Here is a 19,516-nt window from a genome sequence, read left to right as displayed (position 1 = left end):
TCCATTGTGAAAAATCGTGAAAACTTGAAGTTGTCTGTCAGTAATGGTATAGTAATATTGAAAAAATATTCTGATGAATGGGGGACTACGATGGCATATAAATTAGTTGCAATAGATATGGATGATACACTTTTGACTCACGACAAGCAGATCTCGAGAGAAAACTTAGAAGCTTTAAGAAAAGCCCGCGATGCAGGTGTTTATGTTGTCATATCTACAGGAAGGATTTACGCTTCCGCTTACGCATACTCGGAATTTTTAGGATTCAAACCTTACATCATCGCCAGCAATGGAGCCATGGTGATAGACGACAATGATGAGGGAATTTATAAAAGCGTGCTTGATATAGACATATTGACGTATTTGATAGATTTGGCCAAGAAGAATGACCTTTACTATCATTTTTACAGCGATAAAATTGTCTATTCCCCAGAGATTACCAGTAAATTCCAAAAGTATGGGGAGTGGAACAGATTGTACGCTGAAACATTACGAGTAGAAGTGGAGAATATACCTTCTCATACAGAATTTGAAAGCAAGTTGAAAGACAGCATTGTGAAATTTGTAATGTTTGACGAAGATTCAGAGAAAATAAAAGCAGTGAGAAAAACGATAGATAACGAAAAAGGCGATAGATTAGAGACTACAAGCTCGTTTCACAATAATATAGAAATATTAAATAAAGGTGTAAACAAAGGAAACGGCCTCAAGATATTGGGAGAATATTTGGGAGTGGACAGATCAGAAATGGTGGCAATAGGTGACAGTGAAAATGATGTAGAGATGGTTGAATACGCAGGTTTTGGTGTGGCAATGGAAAATGCCATAGATAAACTTAAAAAAACGGCAGACTTTATCACAAAATCAAACATGGAAAACGGCGTCGCTTACGTCATAAATAAATTTATCTTGTAAGTAGATTTGCTTTTGGAAGGAGGGGTTTTTGTGAAAAAAACAGTCCATCTTAATTTGACAGGCCATGTGCAAGGTGTTGGACTTAGGTATTCTGTTTACAACATGGCTTTGCGGCTTAATATAACTGGATATGCAAAGAATCTGTACGATGGAAGCGTTGAGATTGTAGCAGAAGGCAATGAAGAAGACATAAACATGCTTATCGATTACATAAAAAATGGACTAAGATGGGCAAGGGTAGAAAGTATAGCTCAAAAATGGGATGACTACCAAGGTCTGTATCACTCTTTTGAAATAATGTAGTTTTACCTGTCGTCAAACTAAAAATATCCATTTTATAAACGGTTACAAATATGGTATAATTGAAATGTGAATATTGATGTATATGAGGGTGTAGAATATGAAGCTGGATATGGGACTTAATTTAAAACAAGTACAGAAATTATTGATGACGCCTCAGCTTAAACAGGCCATCGAGATATTACAGCTAAATTCGTACGAGTTAAATGAGCTTATCACAAGTGAATTGGAAACCAACCCCATGTTGGAGGCGTACGAAGATAAGGAAGACGTCATCGAGATTTACCATGAGTTAAATAAGAATAGTGACCTTGATAAGTACAATTACAGCAGCGATGACGAAGAGAGAGATGACTTAAGCTTTGAAAACATGGTCTCGACTGATACGTCCCTTACAGATCATCTGCTGTTTCAACTTCATATAACACCTCTTACGAAGAAAATAAAAGAGATATGCAAAGTCATAATTTACGATCTTGACAGCAATGGCTATCTAAACGATGATATCAAAAAACTCAGCGAAGATTACAATTACAGTGAAGAAGATGTATTGATGGCTTTAAATGTAGTGCAATCATTTGACCCGCCGGGGATCGCAGCGAGAAATTTAACGGAATGCCTCATGCTTCAGTTAAAAAGCAAAAACATGTATAATGGCGTAGTAAAAGAAATTGTGGAAAATTATTTAAACGAAATTGCGGACAACAAGCTTTCGCTTATAGCAAAAAAATTAAATGTGGATATTAAAGAAGTGCAGAATGCCGTAGACGAGATAAAAAAGCTAAATCCGAGGCCTGGAAGTAGTTTTTCAAGCTATAACGATATCAAATACGTCATTCCAGACGCTTATATAAAGAAAATAGACGGCGATTATGTTGTGCTTATAAATGAGTCTTTGTATCCTGGCTTGAGGATAAATAAGTCGTATGAAAGCATTTTGACTGTCACTGATGATGACAATACAAGGAAGTACCTGTCAAATAAAATTCAGTCAGCCATGTGGCTTATAAAAAGCATTGAGTCGAGAAGAGATACTTTGTACAAAGTGTTAAGTGCGATAGTGAAAGAGCAAAGGTCATTTTTTGACAGAGAGCAGAAATACATTAAACCTATGAATTTAAAGAAGATTGCCGAGGCAGTAGGAGTTCATGAATCGACGGTAAGCAGGGCAGTAAACGGAAAGTACGTCGATACACCTTTAGGTGTTTTTGAAATCAAATACTTCTTCCAAAGCGGCATCGGCAATGGTGACGGCGAGATGTTTTCACAGGAAATGATAAAAGAGATGATAAAGCAATTGATAAGCGAAGAAGACCCTCAAGATACTTTAAGCGACCAAAAAATAGCTGAGATTTTATCTCAAAAAGGCGTGACGATATCCAGAAGGACTGTTGCTAAGTACCGGGAAGAGATGAATATTCCATCGTCCAGCAAGAGAAAAAGATATTGACAAAAGAGAGCAATAATTTTATAAAATGCTCTCTTTTGTCATATTGTCTATTGAAAAATTAGAAGTCTTAATATAAAATAGTATTGAAGGTAAAAATATTTATTTAATGTTTTGGTGGGACAGTTATAATACAACGGGTCGATAAAAGTCCTGAAGAAGGTTTTGATACATGAACGACATAATATCATTACAACAGAAAATTGTGCCTGAGCTAATAGAACTGCTGCAAAAAAGGTATACTATAATGCGTAACATATATTTCAGCCAGCCAATAGGAAGGCGAGCTTTGTCGTATCAGCTTAATATTGGCGAAAGGATAATAAGGACAGAGGTATCTTTTTTGAAGCGGCAAGGTCTTATCGACATAAATCCTTTAGGCATGACTGTGACTAAAGACGGCGAGAAGCTTTTGGAGGAGCTTAAAGAGTTTATCCATGAGTTAAAAGGCTTAAACAACATGGAAAAAACTTTAAAGGAGCGCCTGAAACTGAAAAAAGTCATAGTGATACCGGGTGATGTCGATAGTGACAGGCTTATAAAAAAAGATATGGGCAAATCTGCTGCAGCTTACCTTAAAAGCATAATTAAAAACGACAGCATCATTGCTTTGACTGGCGGTTCAAGTGTGATGGAAGTTGCAAATGAAATGCCTCAATGCTACACCAAATCAGATATAATGGTAGTGCCTGCAAGAGGTGGCTTGGGACGCGAAGTTGAAAAACAGGCAAACACAATTGCGTCAGTCCTTGCAAAAAAGTTAGGCGGTTCATACAAAATGCTTCATATTCCTGACAACATAGGCAAAGAAGCCATAGAGACTCTTATGAATGAACCAGACATAAAAAGCGTTATTGACATACTGAAAGAAGCTGATGTAGTGCTTTTTGGCATAGGGCGTGCAGATGTGATGGCTGACAGGCGAAATTTACCTTCATCGACTAAAGAGTATCTTAAGAGTGTTGGTGCCACGTCAGAAGCATTAGGTTTTTACTTAAACATAAACGGTGAAACAGTTTATGAAACGCCAAGCATTTTTCTTACAAAGGATGATTTAAAAAACGTCAAAAATTTGATAGCTGTCTCAGGCGGCAAAAGCAAAGCCGATGCGATCATATCTACTTGTATAAGTGGTATGGTGGATGTTCTCATAACTGATGAAGGCGCGGCATTCGAGATATTAAAAAGTTGTTAATACACCGAAAGGTGTTTAATATAAAAATAAAAATTAAAGGAGGAAATATTATGGCAGTAAAAGTAGGTATTAATGGCTTTGGTAGGATAGGCAGAAACTTTTTTAGAGCAGCATTAAAGAAAAATGTAGATCTTGATATTGTTGCATTCAATGATCTTACTGATGCAAAAACATTAGCACATCTATTAAAATACGATTCAACATTCGGTCAATTCGAAGGCGAAGTAATCGCAAAAGAAGATTCACTTGTTGTAAATGGCAAGGAAATAAAAATATTAAAAGAAACAGATCCTGCAAAATTACCTTGGAAGGAATTAGGTGTTGACATAGTTATCGAATCAACAGGTAGATTTACAAACAAGGAAGATGCAGTAAAACACATCGAAGCTGGAGCAAAGAAAGTAATAATTTCTGCACCTGCTAAAAATGAAGATATAACAATCGTTATGGGTGTTAACGAGGACAAATACGATCCAAATGCACATCACGTTATATCAAATGCTTCATGCACGACAAACTGCTTAGCACCATTTGCAAAAGTTTTACATAACAAATTTGGAATCAAGAGAGGTTTAATGACAACTGTTCACTCATACACAAACGATCAGAGGATACTGGACCTTCCTCATAAAGATTTAAGAAGAGCAAGATCAGCAGCAATGTCAATTATTCCGACAACAACAGGAGCTGCAAAGGCTGTTGCACTTGTATTGCCTGAACTAAAAGGAAAATTAAACGGCTTTGCTATGAGAGTTCCAACACCAGACGTATCTGTTGTTGACCTTGTTGCAGAGCTTGAAAAGAGCGTAACTGTAGAAGAAATAAATGCAGCATTGAAAGAAGCGGCAGAAAACGAGCTTAAAGGCATTCTCGGATATACAGATGAGCCATTAGTATCAATGGACTTCAAAGGCGATTCAAGATCATCAATTGTTGATGGCTTGTCAACGATGGTTATGGAAGGCAATATGGTAAAAGTTGTTTCATGGTATGACAACGAATGGGGTTATTCAAACAGGGTTGTTGACCTTGCTAAGTATGTAGCAGATAGACTGTAATATCATAGGACAAGGCTTATAACCTTGTCCTAAAATATATCGATAGGAGGTATATCATGAAAAAGACTGTAAGGGATATCGATGTAAAAGGCAAGAGAGTCCTTGTAAGGGTAGATTTTAATGTACCTATGGACAGTGAAAAAAACATCACTGATGACACGAGGATAAAAGCGGCATTGCCTACTATTCAATATCTTTTAGACAATAATGCAAAGGTGATATTGGTATCACATTTAGGAAGGCCAAAAGGCAAGTTTAACATGGAGTATTCTATGAAGCCTGTTGCAAAAAGGCTTTCAGAGCTGCTCGGAAAACAAGTCATTGTAGCTGATGATGTAATAGGTGAAGATGCTAAGGCAAAAGCCAGTGCATTAAAAGACGGTGAAGTATTGCTTTTAGAAAATGTCAGATTCCACGCTGAAGAAGAGAAAAATGATCCTGATTTTTCGAAAGAATTGGCATCATTGGCTGACGTATTCGTCAACGATGCGTTTGGTACAGCTCATAGAGCTCATGCGTCCACCACAGGAGTCGCCAGTTACCTACCGGCAGTATCTGGATTTTTAATTGAAAAAGAGTTAAACTTCATGGGTGGCGCTTTGGAAAATCCAGAAAGACCTTTTGTGGCAATACTGGGCGGCGCAAAAGTTTCAGATAAAATCGGTGTTATCACAAACCTTTTAGACAAAGTTGACAGCCTATTGATTGGCGGCGGTATGGCATACACATTTATAAAGGCTGAAGGCTATGAAATAGGCAAATCACTTTTGGAGGAAGACAAATTAGAGCTTGCAAAAGACTTGATCGAAAAGGCTAAGCAAAAAGGCGTTAAATTGCTTTTGCCAGTTGATACGGTAGTCAGTGCAGAATTAAAATCAGGTGTTCCTTATGAAGTGGTTGATATAGATAAGATGCCTAATGACAAGATCGGCGTAGATATTGGACCAAAGACAATTGAAGAATTTTCAAAAGTCATAAAAGATGCGAAGACAGTAGTTTGGAATGGTCCTATGGGTGTATTTGAAATCAGAGAATTTGCAAAGGGAACAGAGGCAATCGCAAAAGCCATGAGCGAGTGCAGTGGCACTACTATAATCGGTGGCGGAGATTCTGCAGCGGCAGTAGAACAATTAGGCTATGCAGACAAAGTGTCACATATATCGACTGGTGGCGGTGCGTCATTAGAATTCTTAGAAGGCAAGGTATTGCCTGGAATAGCTGCATTAAACGACAAATAAAGAGGTGTTTTGATTGAGAAGACCTATTATTGCAGGTAATTGGAAGATGTACATGACGCCATCTGAAGCTGTAAATCTTGTAAATGAGCTTAAGCCTTTAGTGTCTGGTGCAGAAGCAGAAGTTGTAGTAATACCGCCATTTGTGGATCTTGTGGACGTAAAAAAGGCCATAGATGCTTCTAATATAAAATTAGGTGCACAGAACATGCACTGGGAAGAAAAAGGCGCATTTACAGGAGAAGTCTCACCGATTATGCTTAAAGAGATAGGCGTAGAATACGTCGTAATCGGCCATTCAGAGAGAAGACAGTATTTTGCGGAGACGGATGAGACTGTGAATAAAAAAGTCAAATCTGCATTAAGTCATGGACTTAAGCCTATTGTATGCGTAGGTGAATCATTATCTCAAAGAGAAGCAGGGGAAGCTTTCAATGTAGTAAGAGAACAGACAAAAAAAGCATTGGATGGCATTAAAAGTGAAGATGTCTTGAATGTCGTCATAGCTTATGAGCCGATTTGGGCTATTGGAACAGGAAAAACAGCTACATCGAAAGATGCGAATGATGTAATAAAGGTCATAAGAGAGACTATTGCAGACATATACAGTATAGACATCGCTAATGAGGTAAGAATACAATATGGTGGCAGTGTTAAACCTGATAATGCTAAAGAGCTTATGTCAGAAAGCGATATTGATGGTGCATTAGTGGGCGGAGCTAGCCTTAAAGCGCAGGATTTCGCTAAAATTGTAAATTATTAAGGAGAGGATTGCATGCCCAAAAACTTTGTGATGCTTGTTGTCTTAGATGGATTTGGCATCTCTGACAGCAAAGAAGGAAATGCCATTTATTCAGCTAATACACCAAACTTAGATTATTATTTCAAAAATTATCCAAATACAAAGATTATACCAAGTGGCTTAGCTGTAGGGCTTCCTGAAGGACAGATGGGAAATTCGGAAGTAGGACATCTTAATATAGGTGCCGGCAGAATAGTCTATCAGGAGCTTACAAGAATAAGCAAAGAGATTAAAGAAGGTGCTTTTTTCAAAAAGCAGGAATTTCTTGACGCCATACAAAATGTAAAGAAGAATGGCTCAAAATTGCACCTTTTTGGGCTTCTGTCTGATGGCGGCGTTCACAGCCATATTACCCATCTTTTTGCCCTTATGAAACTTGCAAAAGAGGAAGGATTAGACGAAGTATACGTCCATGCATTTTTAGATGGAAGAGATGTTCCTCCGGCATGTGCAAAAGAATACATAAAGGCATTTGAGGATGAAGCGAATAGGCTTGGGATCGGCAAAATCGCCACGATATCTGGAAGATACTATGCGATGGACCGCGATAAAAGATGGGAAAGGACTAAAAAAGCTTATGATGCTATAGCATTGGGAAAAGGCGTTTTTGCTAATTCGCCTGAAGAAGCGATTGATATTGCATATAGCAAAGATCAGACAGATGAATTTGTAGAGCCGACGGTTATTTTAGATGGCGGAAAACCAACTGCGACTGTAGATGCCAATGATTCTATAATCTTCTTTAATTTCAGGCCTGATAGGGCAAGACAAATTACAAGAGCTTTTATCGATGAAGTGTTTAACTTTTTTGATAGAGAAAAAGGATATATTCCCGTTTACTTCGTATCAATGACGCAGTACGATATAACATTTGAGAATATACATGTGGCGTATAAGCCTGAGAACTTAAAGAATACCCTCGGTGAGTATCTAAGCGATAAAGGCATAAAACAGCTTAGAATAGCGGAAACAGAAAAATACGCCCATGTTACATTCTTCTTCAATGGTGGCGTAGAGGAGCCAAATAAAGGAGAAGACAGGATACTTATACCATCTCCTAAAGTAGCCACGTATGATTTAAAGCCAGAAATGAGTGCATACGAAGTTACAGATACGGTAGTTGAAAAAATAAAATCCAAACAGTATGGTTTCATCCTGCTTAATTTTGCAAATCCTGACATGGTAGGCCATACAGGCGTATTTAGCGCCGCTGTCAAAGCTATAGAAGCAATTGATGAGTGCCTTGGCAGAATAGTGACGGCTTGCCAGGAAGTGGGCGGTACTATTCTTATAACTGCTGACCATGGAAATTCTGAGCAGATGATTGATCCAGTGACAAAAGAGCCACAGACGGCTCACACTACAAATCCAGTGCCTTTCATAGTGATAGGGGAAGGCGATATAACGCTTAGAAACGATGGTATTTTAGCAGACATAGCACCAACGGTGCTTGACATATTGGGGCTGCCGAAGCCACAGGAAATGACAGGTAAGTCCCTCATAATAGGAAGATAAAAAACGAAAGGAGAATGTTTATGTCTATAATTGTTGATGTTTATGCAAGAGAAATACTTGATTCAAGAGGAAATCCGACAGTAGAAGTAGAAGTGGAATTAGATAGCGGCGCTGTAGGTCGTGCTGCTGTTCCATCTGGTGCTTCAACAGGTCAGTTTGAAGCTGTTGAATTGAGAGATGGCGACAACAACAGGTACTTAGGAAAAGGTGTATTGAAGGCTGTAGAAAATGTAAATGAAAAGATTGCTCCAGAAATAATTGGAATGGATGCAATAGACCAAGTGGCAATAGACAAAGCCATGATCGATTTAGATGGAACTCCAAATAAATCAAACTTGGGTGCAAATGCAATTTTAGGCGTTTCATTGGCAGTTGCTAAAGCTGCTGCTGAAGAAGTTGGCTTGCCACTTTATCAGTACTTAGGTGGAGTAAATGCAAAAGTGCTTCCTGTGCCAATGATGAACATTTTAAACGGCGGAAAGCACGCTGACAACAACGTAGATATACAGGAATTCATGATAATGCCTGTTGGCGCACAAAGCTTCCATGAAGCTTTAAGGACATGCGCTGAAGTTTTCCACAATTTAAGATCAGTGCTTAAATCAAAAGGATTAAGCACTACAGTTGGCGATGAAGGTGGTTTTGCACCAAACCTTACATCAAACGAAGAAGCAATACAGGTAATATTGGAAGCAATCCAAAAAGCAGGATATTTACCTGGTGAAGATGTAGCGATAGCACTTGACCCAGCTTCATCTGAAATGTACAAAGAAGACGGCAAATACCATTTCGATGGTGAAGGTGTTGTAAGGACATCAGAAGAAATGGTGGATTACTGGGAGCAGCTTGTAAATAAATATCCAATCGTTTCAATTGAAGATGGCTTGGCAGAAGAGGATTGGAATGGATGGAAACTCTTAACAGAAAGATTAGGCAAGAAAATCCAATTAGTTGGCGACGATCTTTTTGTTACAAATACAGAAAGGCTTTCGAGAGGAATTAAGATGGGTGTTGCAAACTCTATCCTCATTAAGCTTAATCAGATAGGTACATTGACTGAAACTCTTGACGCGATAGAGATGGCGAAGAAAGCAGGGTACACTGCTGTCGTATCACATCGCTCAGGTGAAACAGAAGATTCAACTATTGCAGATCTTGTCGTTGCTGTCAATGCGGGACAGATCAAGACTGGCGCTCCTTCCAGAACAGATAGAGTCGTCAAGTACAATCAATTGATGAGGATAGAAGAAGGGTTAGGCGGAATAGCACAATACCTTGGAAAAGACGCATTTTACAACGTAAGATAATTTATCTCTGCAAAAAAAGAAGCTCAGTATCAATATACATGAGCTTCTTTTAAATTTTTCTTTTCAAATCCAACTGCAGCTACAAATGCACCTGATGCAATCATAAAACTGCCAGCCAAAATAAGCAAATCAGGACTTTCAATGATAACTGCATCTTTATTTTCATTTTGACTTATCGATATTATATTCAGGGCGTACAGCAAAAAAGTTCCTATGAAAATAATCCATCTGCCAGAAACTGCAATATTTTCTTTTGTCCTCACATCGCTATTTATTCCTATTGCGAAAAGCATATAACCGATAGCTGTTACCAGAGAGCTTGCAGATGATAATTTTGAAATAGAAGATAGCGTCATAAAAATCATCCTTTATAATATTGTTAACTAATTTATGCTATTCATTGTATTAGAAATATGTGTGCATTGTATTTAAAACTATCTTGATATAATTAACTTATAAGTGATAAAATAGTATTATGATTATGCAAAAAAAGAAATGGGATGTGATAAAATGCCGAGACCTCAAAAATGCAGATGGGTAAAATGTGAACCAAACATAAATTATTTTAAGCCAGTAGGAATACCTATGCACTCATTAAGTGAAGTGGTGCTTACAGTTGAGGAGTTTGAAGCCATACGTCTAAAGGATTTAGAGGGATTAGAACAAGAAGATTGTGCGGAAAGGATGAAAGTTTCAAGGCCTACATTTTTTAGGATCATCATGTCAGCTCGTGAAAAAGTTGCAGATGCACTTGTAAATGGCAAAGCCATAAGAGTAGAAGGCGGCAATTACAAAGTCTACGGTGAAGACGTACCACACCATGGACATGGACATTGCAATAGGCATGGCATGATGAGTGAATCAATTTCTGATGAAGAAAATTAGTGCTTGATATAAATATGCTATTGCTATATAATATATAATAGTGTAAATATGATTTTCGGAGGTTAAACACATGCTAAAAATAATAGTACTTATAATTCATATTATTGTTAGTTTGTTTATGATGGCAGTTATACTCTTGCAACAAGGGAAAAGTGCAGGTATATCCGGCGCCATTGCAGGTGGTGCAGAGACTTTCTTTGGCAAAAACAAGGCCAGGACGATGGAAGGCACTTTGGAGAGGCTTACGACGATAAGCGCCGTAGTTTTCATAATTACTTCATTGATATTGACGTTGCTGATGGGAAAATAATATCGTCTATATAAAATAAAACCCTTATTGGGTTTTATTTTTGTGAGAAGGTGATATGATGAAAATAAGGGAAATATCCGAGGATATGGAGTATAAGATACTATCACCGTACGCAGCACACAGCAGAGAATCAAAAGGGAGAACAAGAGACGAGGAAAAGTGCGATATTCGCACAGATTACCAAAGGGATAGAGACAGAATCATACATTGTAAGGCTTTTAGGAGATTGAGTCATAAGACGCAGGTTTTTATATCTCCTGAAGGTGACCACTACAGGACGAGACTTACGCATACTTTGGAAGTTGCACAAATATCAAAGACTATCGCAAGGGCATTGCGGCTTAACGAAGATTTAACCGAAGCCATAGCGTTAGGTCATGATTTAGGACATACCCCTTTTGGCCATTCAGGTGAGGATGTTCTAAATAGGCTTTTAAAAGATGGCTTTAGGCATAGTGTTCAAAGCTTAAGAGTGGTGGATGTGATAGAAAATAATGGTTTAGGGCTTAATCTGACATGGGAAGTGCGAGATGGCATCTTAAATCATTCCACATCCGGAAATCCTGGGACATTGGAAGGTAAAATCGTTCAATTAGCAGACAAGATTGCCTATGTGAATCACGACATTGATGATGCGATTAGAGGCAAAGTATTGACAAATGATGATATACCAAAAGATTTAAGGCAGATATTAGGAGATACTCACAGCAAGAGAATAAACACAATGGTTAAGGACATAATTGAAAACAGCATGGGAAAAGATAACATCTCCATGAGCCATGAGATTTATGATGCTACTTACAGCCTTAGAGATTTTTTGTTTAAAAAGGTTTATATAGGTTCGAAGGCAAAAAGCGAAGAAGCAAAAGCAAAAAAAGTTGTTGAACAGCTTTTTTATTATTTTTGCGAAAATGTAGACGACATGCCGGAGGAATTTATCGAATTAACACATGAATATGGCAAAGAAAGAGCGGTTGCTGACTATATAGCAGGAATGACCGATAAATACGCTATAACAAAGTATAAAGAGATTTTCTTACCATCACCGTGGGAAGATAAAAATTTTTAAAATGTAAAAATTTCAAGAAGGATTTTAGGAATTTATGTCGAATATATTAATTCCATGAAAATTTTATAATTGTTTTTTAAAAAGAGGATTTTCCTGTTTTTTGTCGAACTATTAATTAAGGTGGTGTTTATGTCTTATTCAAAAGACGTAATTGATAGGGTAATAGAAGAAAATGATATAGTAGATGTTGTCTCAAGCTATGTTTCACTTAAAAAATCTGGCAAAGACTTTAAGGGATTGTGCCCATTTCATCATGAGAAAACACCATCTTTCAATGTAAGCCAAGAGAAGCAGCTTTATCATTGTTTTGGTTGCCAAGCCAGCGGAAATGTCATTACCTTTGTAATGAATATTGAAAATGTAGGTTTTAAGGAGGCCGTTGAGTTCTTGGCAGATAGAGCTGGTATAGAGATTGAAGAAGAAAATTTGTCAGGTTTAGAGTATCAGAAAAAAAAGCTGAAAGATGAAATATATGAAGTAAATAGGTTAGCTGCTTTGTTTTACCACATGTATCTTTATTCAAAATTTGGACAGGCTGCATTAAAATACCTCTACGATAGGGGCATTGACGATATTACGATAAAGAGATTTGGATTGGGGCTTTCTCCGTCAAGTGGACTTGAATTGCTTAAGTATTTAAAGCGCCGCAATTACAATATTGACGTACTTGTAAGGGCTGGTCTTGTTTCAAAAAGCAGCACTGGTTCATATTACGATAGATTTAAAAATCGGGTAATGTTTCCCATAATAGATGAGAAAAACAATGTGATAGGATTTGGCGGTAGAGTCATGGATGATGCAAAGCCAAAGTATTTAAACACCCCTGAGACGGTTGTTTTTAAAAAGGGAAAGACATTGTATGGGATTAATTACGCCAAAAAATCTAAAGAAGATATGTTTATTATCGTTGAAGGATATATGGATGCAATTGCATTGTACCAAAGTGGGCTTGACAATGTCGTCGCATCATTGGGTACCGCGCTGACTTTAGAGCAAGGTAGACTTATAAAAAAGTACAAAAACACTGTCGTCATTTCATACGACGCAGATGAAGCAGGCATTGAGGCCACAATGAGGGGTCTTAACCTTTTAGACGAACTGGACTTGAATGTAAATATATTGACAGTGCCTAATGGCAAGGACCCTGATGAATATGTGAGAAAAGAAGGTTTTGACGCATTTAAAAAGCTTCTTGAAAAGACAGATACATTGATAGAGTATAAGATAAAGAAGTACAAACAAGATTTGGATTTAGGAAAGCCATCAGACAGGATAAAGTACATCAAAAAGGTGTGCAAGGATCTTGCCACAGTTAAAGACGAAGTAAAGAGAGATGTGTATATCTCCATCGTATCAAAAGACGCTGAAATACCTGAAAACACTATTAGAGCAGAAATAGACCAGTTTGTCAAGGGTTTTTTACAAAATAATAAAAAAATTAGGTATACAGTTGGCAATAATAGGCATAATATTAAATACAGTGAAGCAAAAAAGATACCGTCTCTTAAGTACTTGATTGCACTGCTTTTAATTGACAACAAGCTTTATAGCAGGGTAAAAGGGAAGCTTTCTGTAGATGACATCGAAGACGAACATTTAAAGGCAGTGATGTCGTATATTTTTGAAAGGCTTGAAGATGGTGGACATGTGGATGCAAAAGACCTAAGCTTTATGCTGGACAATGCTGATTTAAAAGACGAATTTAATGATATATTCAACGTTCTGTATAGCGAGAAAGTGGCAAGCGAGAAGATAGTGGATGACTGTGTAAAAGAGATAATAAAAGATGACATACGAAAAAAAATTGCAAGCATTAAACGTGAAATTGACGATTCATATAATGCTGGTGACGTCGAAAAGGAAAGAGAACTTTTGATACAATTACAGAAATATGAAAAGGAGATGCTGAGTTTAAAAAATGGCTGAGAAAAAGGTTGCCCAAAAGGAGGGGACACCCGTGAATAAAGAAAAAGTAAAAAATTCCATAAAAGAGCTTATTGATAAAGGCAAAAAAAATGGCATGCTGACGTACAATGAAATAATGAATTCCCTTGAAGATATTGATATGGATGCAGATCAGATAGAGAAAGTATATGATACATTCGAAAAGTTGGGTATAGAAATCGTGGGGGAAGAACCGCAGCAGGATGAATTAATTCCAGAGGAAGATCTGGATTTGGATCTGTCTATTCCTGAAGGGATAAATATTGACGATCCAGTAAGAATGTACTTAAAGGAAATAGGAAAAATACCTCTTTTATCTCCTGATGAAGAAATAGAGTTGGCAAAGAGGATAGAAAAAGGCGATGAGGAAGCTAAAAAAAGGCTTACGGAAGCAAATTTGAGGCTTGTTGTAAGCATTGCTAAAAGATATGTAGGCAGAGGTATGTTATTTCTCGATTTGATTCAAGAAGGAAATTTAGGCCTTTTAAAAGCTGTAGAAAAGTTTAACTACAGAAAGGGATTTAAGTTTAGCACATACGCTACATGGTGGATAAGACAGGCAATCACAAGGGCTATAGCCGATCAGGCCAGGACGATACGCATTCCTGTCCATATGGTAGAAACTATTAATAAGCTTATAAGGGTTTCAAGGCAACTTTTGCAAGAATTGGGACGTGACCCTCTACCGGAGGAGATCGCTAAAGAGATGGACATGTCAGTTGACAAGGTCAGAGAGATAATGAAGATTGCTCAGGAACCAGTATCGTTAGAGACTCCTATAGGCGAAGAAGAAGATAGCCATCTTGGCGATTTTATACCAGATGAAGATGCTCCAGCGCCTGCTGAAGCGGCGGCATTTACGATGCTTAAAGAGCAGCTTATAGACGTATTGGATACTTTGACGCCGAGGGAAGAAAAGGTGTTGAGGCTAAGATTTGGATTGGATGACGGCAGGGCAAGGACATTGGAGGAAGTAGGCAAAGAATTCAATGTCACAAGAGAGAGAATAAGACAGATAGAGGCAAAGGCATTGAGAAAATTGAGACATCCAAGCCGCAGCAAGAAATTAAAAGATTTTTTGGATTGACACTGCTTGACACCTGTTAAAAATGTAGTATAATAATAAATGTATTCCTCAGTAGCTCAATGGTGGAGCAACCGGCTGTTAACCGGTAGGCTGTAGGTTCGAGCCCTACCTGAGGAGCCATATTTAGGGCCTTTAGCTCAGTTGGTAGAGCGGTCGGCTCATAACCGATTGGTCCGGGGTTCGAGTCCCTGAAGGCCCACCATATAATTGATGAAAGGATAGGCATTTGATTTTACAAATGCTTTTTATTTTATAGTATGAAGCTGTCACAGAGATTAAATTCTATCGTCAAAATGATAAAACTTCATTCTAAAGTTGCTGATATAGGTACAGATCATGGATATATACCAGTTTACCTTTACTTAAATGGCATTTCAGACTACATAATCGCATCAGATGTGAAATCTGCTTCCCTCAATAAAGCAATTGATGTTATTAAAAAGTACAATCTGTCAGAAAATATAATTGTACGGCTTGGCGATGGATTAAGCGTTTTAAGGCCAAATGAAGTTGATACTGCTGTAATAGCCGGCATGGGTGGCATTTTGATTTCAGATATTTTAGAAAAAGACAAAAGCATCGCTTCAACTGTAGAGAGATTTATCTTGCAGCCTATGACGGCATCTGACCATCTTCGCAGGTACATCTATGAGAATGGGTATTTGATTGTTGACGAAGATTTAGTTTTTGAGAAAGGAAAGTTCTTCGAGATAATTGCTGTAGAACATGGCAAGGGAAATGTCCACGACGAAATTTTTTATGAAATAGGCGAAAAGCTCTTTCAAAAACGTCACCCATTGCTTAAAGATTATATATCATATAAGATAGGAAAGCTAAAAAAGATTTTTGATGAAGTATCGAAAAGCAATGAAAGTGATTTACTGAAAGAGGATATTTTAAATAAAATAAAAAAATATGAGGTGTTATTGTATGAGTCTGAAATGCCAGACAATAGCAGGAATGATTGACAAACTTGCACCGCACAAATGTGCTGAAGATTGGGATAATGTTGGACTTCTTGTGGGAAATCCCAGAAAAGATGTGTCGTCTGTCATGGTGGCTTTAGATGCTACAAGAGAAGTTGTATTAGAAGCCATATCAAAAAAAGTCGACATGATTGTAACGCATCACCCTGTAATATTTAAGCCACTTAAGAATTTGCGTGCTGATAATCCGTTAGGCGAAGTTTTGACGATGCTTATAAGAGAAGACATACCTGTGTATTCAGCGCATACCAACTTTGATGCTGCGAAAGGTGGAATGAACGATATTCTTTGCAACATACTGGGAATATACGACGAGGAGATTTTGCAAGTTACATATAAGGAAGGCTATAAGAAAATTGTAGTATATGTTCCGGTTGGATATGAGGAGATAGTAAAGACAGCCATGTGCAATGCAGGTGCAGGCTACATAGGAAATTACAGCGATTGTACGTTTCAAACGATGGGCATAGGAAGCTTTAAACCGTTAGAGGGAACGAATCCTTTTATAGGTGAGATAGGAAAAGTGGAAAATACTCAGGAGGTTAGAATAGAGACTATAGCGCCAGATAAATTGGTAAATAGGGTTATAAGCGCTATGTTAAAAGTTCATCCATACGAAGAGGTAGCTTATGACATATACCCAGTTGATACATTTTACGACGAATATGGAATCGGGAGAGTTGGTTTCATAAAAGACACTACATTAGGCAACCTTGCAAATGATGTAAAAGCAAAACTTGGATTAAAAAACATACGTGTCGTAGGTGATTTAAACAAGACAGTTAGAAAAGTGGCTGTGTGCGGTGGCAGTGGAGGAAGTCTTGTGTCCATTTCAGCTTTTAAAGGTGCCGATGTTTTGATAACAGGCGATGTTGGTTATCATGATGCAGTAGATGCAAGACATCTTGGACTGGCTGTAATAGATGCGGGTCATTTTGGCACAGAAAAGATTTCTGTAAATTTCATCGCTGAATACATAAGAGATGAAGCGCAAAAAATGGATGTAGACTTAAATGTCATTACCAGCGAGGTACAGGCTGATCCGTTTATATTCATGTAATAATTGCCATTTGACAAACTTATTTAATAGTGGTATCATTCTATATCTGGAGAGTAATACTTACGAGTAAGCCAGATGGTCGCGTACATTATGTACGAGGAAAGTCCGAGCTCCACAGGGCAAGGTGCCGGGTAATACCCGGTGGAGGTGACTCCAAGGAAAGTGCAACAGAGATATACCGCCTATCACTAATTCGTCAATAATAATGCTTTTATTAATAGCGGATTGGTGGTGGGTAAGGGTGGAAAGGCGAGGTAAGAGCTCACCAGCATCCAGGCGACTGGAATGCTCTGTAAACCCCACCTGGAGCAAGGTAGAATAGGAGGGAAATACAAGTGGCCCGCTTGACCCTCGGGTAAAACCGCTGGAGGTATCAGGCAACTGATATCGTAGATAGATGACCATCTAAAACAGAACTCGGCTTATAGACTTGCTCGTATTAAAAGGTAAAAACTCAATGTCATGTGGCATTGAGTTTTTTTAAATAATTTTTTTATGAGAGAGGTTGTAATTTTAAATGGCTTATGAGAATCGAAACGTAAAAGTTGTAGTGGGGATGTCTGGAGGAGTAGATTCCTCTGTGTCTGCACTGCTTCTTAAAGAACAGGGATACGATGTGATAGGCATATTTATGAAAAATTGGGATGAAGAAGACGACTCGGGGTACTGTACGGCAGCAGAGGATTATGAAGATGTTGTGAGGGTTTGCGATAAAATAGGTATTCCTTACTATTCGATAAACTTTACAAAAGAATATTGGGACAGAGTTTTTCAGTATTTCTTAAATGAATACAAAAGCGGTAGAACACCCAATCCAGACGTAATGTGCAACAAAGAGATAAAGTTTAAGGCTTTTTTGGAGTTTTCGATGAAAATTGGAGCAGATTATATTGCAACAGGCCACTATGCAAGGATAGAGCATACAGGTGGGCACTATAGGATGCTAAAAGGTGTAGACAAAAACAAAGATCAGACGTATTTTTTATGTGAGCTTGGGCAGAAGCAGTTGTCAAAGACGATGTTTCCAATAGGACACCTTGATAAATCGGAAGTGCGGGAGATAGCACGAAAGGCAGGTCTGAAGACGGCTGATAAAAAAGACAGTACAGGTATTTGCTTTATCGGAGAGAGGAAGTTTAAAGAATTTTTAAACCAGTTTTTGCCTGCGAAGCCGGGAGAAATAAGGGATCTGTCGGGGCGTGTATTGGGACGTCATGATGGGCTTATGTTTTACACATTAGGACAGAGAAGAGGCATCGGCATAGGTGGTGTAGGCACAGGAGAGCCTTGGTTTGTGGTTGACAAGGATGTTGAAAACAATATACTTTATGTTGCACAAGGCGAGAAAAATCCTGCATTGTATTCGTACGGCTTGTTTACGAAGGATGTAAATTGGATAGACGGAGACATAAGCTTTGATGAACTTAGGTGCAAAGCAAAATTCAGGTACAGGCAACCTGACCAAGACGTGATGGTCTTTAATAAAGATGATGGCTATTTAGTTGTGTTTGATAAACCGCAAAGAGCTGTTACACCAGGTCAATTTGTCGTCTTTTACGATGGTGAATACTGTCTTGGAGGCGGTGTGATAGAAACCGTATATAAAGATAAAAAAGCCTTGATATAGAAAGCGATTGAAGGTTTACATCATTTTTGATATTATATAATTGTAAAATATTAAAAGGAGATGGATAATTTGAGTATTCACATAGGTGCAAAAGATGGAGAAGTTGCAAGTACAGTATTATTGCCTGGAGATCCACTTAGGGCTAAGTACATTGCAGACAATTTTTTAACTGATGTAATTTGTTACAATGAAGTCCGCGGAATGTACGGATTTACTGGCAATTACAAAGGCAAAAGAGTATCTGTTCAGGGAACAGGGATGGGTATACCATCTATATCCATATATGTAAACGAGCTTATCCAAAGCTACAACGTAAAAAATCTCATAAGGATAGGTACATGCGGCTCTATGCAAGAAGATATAAACATAAGAGACGTAATATTGGCAATGGCGTCATCGACAGATTCTGCCATAAATAAGATCAGGTTTAATGGCATGGACTATGCTCCTACAGCCAGCTTTAAGCTTTTGAAAAAAGCTTATGATGCGGCTTTGGAGAAAGGCATCAATGTAAAAGTAGGCAATATACTTTCATCAGATACATTTTACAACGATGATAAAGATAGCTGGAAATTATGGGCCAAGTTTGGCGTTTTAGCAGTTGAGATGGAAACGGCAGGTCTTTATACTTTAGCTGCTAAGTATGGAGTAGATGCTCTTACCATATTGACAGTAAGCGATAGTTTAGTTACAGGTCATGCTACATCTGCAGAAGAAAGGCAGAAGACATTTAACGATATGATAGAAATTGCTCTAAATATCGCTGAATAATAT

At 38.0% G+C, this 19,516-nt stretch carries 19 protein-coding genes, 2 tRNA genes and 1 other RNA gene; 21 read left to right on the top strand and 1 reads right to left on the bottom strand.

The window, feature by feature from the left end; all coding sequences use genetic code 11:
- Positions 1–90 precede the first annotated feature (90 nt).
- The 9 genes from JJQ93_RS06590 (at position 91) to eno (ending at position 9,774) form a co-directional block, all read left to right on the top strand.
- Positions 91–915, top strand: coding sequence for a Cof-type HAD-IIB family hydrolase (locus JJQ93_RS06590; RefSeq protein WP_274894074.1), 825 nt, complete (start codon positions 91–93; stop codon positions 913–915).
- 30 nt (positions 916–945) lie between these two features.
- On the top strand, positions 946–1,218 hold the full coding sequence (locus tag JJQ93_RS06585; protein ID WP_085111562.1) for an acylphosphatase: 273 nt from the start codon (positions 946–948) through the stop codon (positions 1,216–1,218).
- 97 nt (positions 1,219–1,315) lie between these two features.
- Positions 1,316–2,665: an RNA polymerase factor sigma-54 gene (gene rpoN, locus JJQ93_RS06580; RefSeq protein ID WP_274893167.1), complete on the top strand. Its 1,350-nt coding sequence runs from the start codon at positions 1,316–1,318 to the stop codon at positions 2,663–2,665.
- A gap of 169 nt (positions 2,666–2,834) precedes the next feature.
- A complete protein-coding gene (locus JJQ93_RS06575) occupies positions 2,835–3,857 on the top strand; it encodes a sugar-binding transcriptional regulator (protein WP_014759317.1) in 1,023 nt (340 codons plus the stop codon).
- Between the two features lie 50 nt (positions 3,858–3,907).
- On the top strand, positions 3,908–4,915 hold the full coding sequence (gene gap, locus JJQ93_RS06570) for a type I glyceraldehyde-3-phosphate dehydrogenase (protein ID WP_045411864.1): 1,008 nt from the start codon (positions 3,908–3,910) through the stop codon (positions 4,913–4,915).
- Positions 4,916–4,971: 56 nt separating this feature from the next.
- Complete coding sequence (locus JJQ93_RS06565; protein WP_014759315.1) at positions 4,972–6,153, top strand: phosphoglycerate kinase; 1,182 nt, start codon at positions 4,972–4,974, stop codon at positions 6,151–6,153.
- Positions 6,154–6,166: 13 nt separating this feature from the next.
- Positions 6,167–6,913, top strand: coding sequence for a triose-phosphate isomerase (gene tpiA, locus JJQ93_RS06560; protein WP_014759314.1), 747 nt, complete (start codon positions 6,167–6,169; stop codon positions 6,911–6,913).
- Positions 6,914–6,925: 12 nt separating this feature from the next.
- The gene (gpmI, locus tag JJQ93_RS06555; protein ID WP_274893166.1) at positions 6,926–8,467 is read left to right on the top strand and encodes a 2,3-bisphosphoglycerate-independent phosphoglycerate mutase; all 1,542 of its coding nucleotides are present in this window, start codon (positions 6,926–6,928) and stop codon (positions 8,465–8,467) included.
- 20 nt (positions 8,468–8,487) lie between these two features.
- Positions 8,488–9,774, top strand: a complete 1,287-nt coding sequence (gene eno, locus JJQ93_RS06550) for a phosphopyruvate hydratase (protein ID WP_274893165.1) — start codon at positions 8,488–8,490, stop codon at positions 9,772–9,774.
- Positions 9,775–9,803: 29 nt separating this feature from the next.
- Here the strand turns inward: eno and JJQ93_RS06545 are convergent, their stop codons facing one another.
- On the bottom strand, positions 9,804–10,130 hold the full coding sequence (locus tag JJQ93_RS06545) for a hypothetical protein (RefSeq protein ID WP_274893164.1): 327 nt from the start codon (positions 10,128–10,130) through the stop codon (positions 9,804–9,806).
- A gap of 154 nt (positions 10,131–10,284) precedes the next feature.
- Between JJQ93_RS06545 and JJQ93_RS06540 the strand changes: the two genes are divergently transcribed.
- The 12 genes from JJQ93_RS06540 to deoD all read left to right on the top strand — a co-directional run bounded on the left by JJQ93_RS06540 (position 10,285) and on the right by deoD (position 19,513).
- Positions 10,285–10,659, top strand: a complete 375-nt coding sequence (locus JJQ93_RS06540; protein ID WP_085111553.1) for a DUF134 domain-containing protein — start codon at positions 10,285–10,287, stop codon at positions 10,657–10,659.
- A 70-nt stretch (positions 10,660–10,729) separates the two neighbouring features.
- Positions 10,730–10,969, top strand: coding sequence for a preprotein translocase subunit SecG (secG, locus tag JJQ93_RS06535; RefSeq protein WP_013298463.1), 240 nt, complete (start codon positions 10,730–10,732; stop codon positions 10,967–10,969).
- A gap of 58 nt (positions 10,970–11,027) precedes the next feature.
- Positions 11,028–12,038 (top strand): deoxyguanosinetriphosphate triphosphohydrolase, encoded by a 1,011-nt coding sequence (locus tag JJQ93_RS06530; protein ID WP_085111552.1) that lies wholly within the window; start codon positions 11,028–11,030, stop codon positions 12,036–12,038.
- A 129-nt stretch (positions 12,039–12,167) separates the two neighbouring features.
- Positions 12,168–13,964 carry a DNA primase gene (gene dnaG / locus JJQ93_RS06525; RefSeq protein ID WP_274893163.1) on the top strand — a complete coding sequence of 599 codons (1,797 nt, stop codon included), beginning with the start codon at positions 12,168–12,170 and terminating at the stop codon, positions 13,962–13,964.
- A gap of 31 nt (positions 13,965–13,995) precedes the next feature.
- Positions 13,996–15,069 carry an RNA polymerase sigma factor RpoD gene (rpoD, locus tag JJQ93_RS06520; RefSeq protein ID WP_014759306.1) on the top strand — a complete coding sequence of 358 codons (1,074 nt, stop codon included), beginning with the start codon at positions 13,996–13,998 and terminating at the stop codon, positions 15,067–15,069.
- Positions 15,070–15,114: 45 nt separating this feature from the next.
- Positions 15,115–15,189, top strand: a tRNA-Asn gene (locus tag JJQ93_RS06515).
- Between the two features lie 6 nt (positions 15,190–15,195).
- Positions 15,196–15,271: transfer RNA gene (locus tag JJQ93_RS06510), tRNA-Ile, on the top strand.
- 55 nt (positions 15,272–15,326) lie between these two features.
- On the top strand, positions 15,327–16,037 hold the full coding sequence (locus tag JJQ93_RS06505; protein ID WP_274893162.1) for a tRNA (adenine(22)-N(1))-methyltransferase: 711 nt from the start codon (positions 15,327–15,329) through the stop codon (positions 16,035–16,037).
- Complete coding sequence (locus tag JJQ93_RS06500; RefSeq protein ID WP_274893161.1) at positions 16,000–17,115, top strand: Nif3-like dinuclear metal center hexameric protein; 1,116 nt, start codon at positions 16,000–16,002, stop codon at positions 17,113–17,115. The genes JJQ93_RS06505 and JJQ93_RS06500 overlap by 38 nt, the downstream gene beginning before the upstream one ends.
- 63 nt (positions 17,116–17,178) lie before the next feature.
- An RNA gene (rnpB, locus tag JJQ93_RS06495) (RNase P RNA component class A) lies at positions 17,179–17,556 on the top strand.
- Between the two features lie 76 nt (positions 17,557–17,632).
- Positions 17,633–18,742: a tRNA 2-thiouridine(34) synthase MnmA gene (gene mnmA / locus JJQ93_RS06490; RefSeq protein WP_274893160.1), complete on the top strand. Its 1,110-nt coding sequence runs from the start codon at positions 17,633–17,635 to the stop codon at positions 18,740–18,742.
- 69 nt (positions 18,743–18,811) lie between these two features.
- Positions 18,812–19,513, top strand: a complete 702-nt coding sequence (deoD, locus tag JJQ93_RS06485; RefSeq protein ID WP_274893159.1) for a purine-nucleoside phosphorylase — start codon at positions 18,812–18,814, stop codon at positions 19,511–19,513.
- The last annotated feature ends 3 nt before the right edge of the window (positions 19,514–19,516 follow it).

The sequence above is a fragment of the Thermoanaerobacterium sp. R66 genome, from assembly GCF_028895185.1.
GTDB lineage: Bacteria > Bacillota > Thermoanaerobacteria > Thermoanaerobacterales > Thermoanaerobacteraceae > Thermoanaerobacterium.
The sequence above is the reverse complement of the archived record's forward strand: the minus strand, read 5'-3'. Positions and strand labels throughout refer to the sequence as shown.